Source organism: Tissierella sp., from assembly GCF_052089545.1.
Lineage (GTDB): Bacteria > Bacillota > Clostridia > Tissierellales > Tissierellaceae > Tissierella_A.
Genome location: NZ_JBQDAA010000214.1, coordinates 1 through 3,839 on the forward strand (window position 1 = coordinate 1; position 3,839 = coordinate 3,839).

A 3,839-nucleotide genomic window follows, 5' to 3' on the forward strand; every position below is an offset into this window, starting at 1 on the left:
TGGATACTGCACTTGAAAGTATAAAGGCACTTTGTGAACCAGTAGTACCACCTAAAGAATCTAAGGAATATATTAGATATTTCTGCGCAGAAGATACCAGTGATAAAGATGCTCTAAAAGAAAATGAAGAAAAGAGAAAAGCCTTATATAAATATAGTGCAGGACTGCTTAGAGCATATTCACATATAGCTAATGAAATGAAAGAAGCAGGATATAGTGATAGTGAAATTGATTCAATAAAAAAAGATGTAAAATATTATGACAACATTCGATTGGAAGTAATGATAGCAGCCAATGATTATATTGATTTGAAATCCTATGAACCTGCTATGAGACATTTAATAGATTCATATATTAGTGCAAAAGAGCACAAAAAAATATCAGCATTTGATGATCTTTCTTTGGTAGAATTAATAGTTGAGAGAGGCAAAGATGCCTTAGATGAATTACCTGAAGGCATAAAGAAAGATAAGGAAGCTACAGCTGAAACTATAGAAAATAATGTTAGAAAATTAATAACGGATGAAAAACCTACTAATCCAAAATATTATGAAAAGATGTCTATTTTATTAGATGAACTTATTAGAGAGAGAAAAGAAAAAGTGAAAGATTATGAAGAGTATTTAAAAACAATCATAGATTTAACTAAAAGGGCTAAAAATCCATCAGATTCAAAATCCTATCCTAAAGAAATTAATACTAAAGCTAAGATGGCTCTATATGATAATTTAAATGAAGATAAGGATTTAGTATTAGAAATAAATGCAGAACTTGAATTCAACACTCCAGATGGTTGGAGAGGGAATAGAATAAAGGAAAGATATGTAAAAAACACTTTAAGAGAATATCTAGGAGATGATGAAGAGCTTGTAGACTCTACTATAGACATAATAAAGAATCAAGGTGAATATTAATTGGAAAATATAAATATAGGAAATATTGATATTGAGTTTATAAGAAAAAATATAAAAAATATTCATTTGTCAGTTCATCCACCAGAAGGTAGGGTGAGGCTGGCTGTACCTAAAAAGCTAGATGATGAATCAGTAAGACTCTTTGCAATATCAAAACTTCCTTGGATAAAAAAACAAAAATCAAAATTTCTATCACAGGATAGACAATCAAAAAGAGAGTTTATATCTGGAGAAAGTCATTATTTTTCAGGGACTAGATATTTGTTAAATGTAATTGAAACAAAAGAAAAGCAAAGGGTAGAAATAAGAAATAAAAAATATATAGATTTGTATGTAAAGTCTAATAGCACTATAGAAAAAAGGGAGAAAATAATGAATGAATGGTATAGAAATCATCTAAAGCAAACTATACCAGACTATATCAATAAATGGGAAAAAATAATTGGAGTTTCTGTGAATGAAAGTAGAGTAAAGAGAATGAAAACAAAATGGGGAACTTGTAATGTGGAAGCAAAGAGAATATGGATAAATTTAGAATTATCTAAAAAAACACCAAGATGCCTTGAATATATAATAGTCCATGAGATGGTGCATTTATTAGAAAGACACCATAATGAAAGATTTCATGCATATATGGACAAGTTCATGCCAAATTGGAGGGGCATAAGGGCTGAACTTAATAATATGGTGTATGAGAGTAATACTAGGATTTGATAAGAAGGTTTAATATAAAAGTAGAATTAAGATAAAAAATTTAAATATTAGGAGTGATATTAGTGGGAAGTGGTAAAATAAGTGTTGATAAGAAATTGCTTCAAAAGATTTTTTCTCAGGATTTTTGGTTTGTAGTACCAGAATATCAAAGATCTTACGTGTGGCAAAATGATAACGTATCTGAGCTACTTGATGATTTGAAATTTGCATTTGATAATAAACCTAAAAATGAATATTTTCTAGGATCACTAGTTTTAAAAAAGACTGATAATGAAGATTATGATGAATATGAAGTTTTAGATGGTCAACAACGTCTTACTACTTTTCTTATAATAATTGCATCATTAAGGGATGTTTTAGATAATGATAGCTATAAAAGAACTCTTCAAAAATTAATTTTTCAAGAAGAAAATAAGCTTTTAAAAATCCCTTCTAGACAAAGAATTACATTTCATATAAGAGATAGGGTAGAAGATTTTATTAAAGAAAATATTGTTAAAGAAAATGGTACAAATAACAAACAATATATTAGTGATAAAATCAATGAGGATAATATTTCTATATCTAATATGGCTAATGCAATTTTAACAGTGCGTAATTTTTTAGAAAATAATGAGCGATTAGAAGATTTTGCAGAGTTTTTATTAAATAAAGCATTGTTTATTTATGTATCAACAGATAACACAGAAGATGCATTTAGATTATTCACAATTTTAAATGACAGAGGGATTCCATTAACAAGTTCCGACATATTAAAATCAAAAAATATTGGAGCAATTACAAGCGACAAAGAAATAAAAAAATATGCAAGAATCTGGGAAGAAATAGAAGGTAAATATGGTGAGGATTTTGATAGATTTTTAGCATTTATAAGAACAATCCTTGTAAAAGAAAAGGCTAGGATAAATTTATTAGAAGAGTTTGAAAAAAATATTTATAATAAAAATATTATATCACTAGGTAAAGAAACAATTAATTTAATGATGAATTATGATGATATATATAATCAAATAATAGAACTTGAAAGCGATAAACTTAGCAATGAATATAAAAATCTAATTACAATTATGAAGATAGGTCTCCCATCTGAAGATTGGATTCCTCCTTTACTTTTTTATTATAGTAAATTTAAAATGAATAAATTATTCGAGTTTTTAAAAAGATTAGAATATAAATTTGCAGGTGATTGGATTTGTCAAGAAAATCCTACTAAAAGAATAGAGGCTATGAATCGTATATTAAAACAAATTGAAAAAACAGATGAGAATAATATTGATAGTTTGATTAATAATAATGATTTATTTAATATTGATATGAATCAATTCAGATTGATGATAGAAGGAGAAGTATATAAAAGAAGATTTGGTAGATATATACTATTAAAATTAGAATATTTAATGAGTGATAATACTGTACATTTATCAGGATATAAACGAATAAGTGTAGAACATGTATTACCACAAAATCCTAGAGAAAATAGTAAGTGGTTAAAAGATTTTAATGATTTAGAAAGAGAAAAATGGACTCATAAGATCGCTAATTTAGTATTAATAAGTAAAATTAAAAATTCTAAATTGAGCAACTTAGAATTTAAAGAAAAGAAGGAAAGATATTTAAAACAAAGAGTAGATGCTTTTCATGCTAATAAGATTTTTTTAGAGAAAAATGATAATTGGACACCAGATATTCTTAGAATCAGACAAAAAGAATTAGTCGAAAAATTAATTAGAAATAAATAATTTTTCGAACACAAAAAACCAAAAATACAATAGTAACTTTACCTCCAAATTTCTATATAAGTAGTAAATATAAAAATTTGGAGGTAATTTTATGCAAAATTTATTTAATAGTAACCCAATAGTAGTTAATAGAGATATAGCAAAAGTTTTAGGATTAAATGAGACAATAGTACTTCAACAAATTAATTATTGGTTAGAGGTAAATAGAAAGAAAAACCATAATTTTAGAGACGGTAGTTATTGGACATACAATACTATAGAAGAATGGAGAGAAGAATTTCCATTTTGGAGTAAAGAAACAGTAAAAAGGATATTTAAAAAATTAAGAGATATGAAATTACTTTTAATAGGAAATTATAATACTATGAAAATGGACAGGACCCTTTGGTATACAATTGATTATGAAGAGCTTAAAAGATTATTACCTAATGCAAAGGAACAAAATGAACCAATCCAAGAGGTAAAAATTACC

3 protein-coding genes and 1 pseudogene are annotated in these 3,839 nt (G+C 26.4%); all 4 read left to right on the top strand.

The features are described from left to right. Positions 1–914 (top strand): hypothetical protein (locus ACTHW2_RS11725; protein WP_442264102.1); only part of this gene is annotated, 914 nt, incomplete at its 5' end. Next, positions 915–1,628: a M48 family metallopeptidase gene (locus tag ACTHW2_RS11730; RefSeq protein WP_442212379.1), complete on the top strand. Its 714-nt coding sequence runs from the start codon at positions 915–917 to the stop codon at positions 1,626–1,628. A 62-nt stretch (positions 1,629–1,690) separates the two neighbouring features. Continuing rightward, a complete protein-coding gene (locus ACTHW2_RS11735) occupies positions 1,691–3,367 on the top strand; it encodes a DUF262 domain-containing protein (protein WP_442212377.1) in 1,677 nt (558 codons plus the stop codon). A 91-nt stretch (positions 3,368–3,458) separates the two neighbouring features. After that, a pseudogene (locus ACTHW2_RS11740) lies at positions 3,459–3,839 on the top strand (DUF6017 domain-containing protein); the annotation flags it as partial.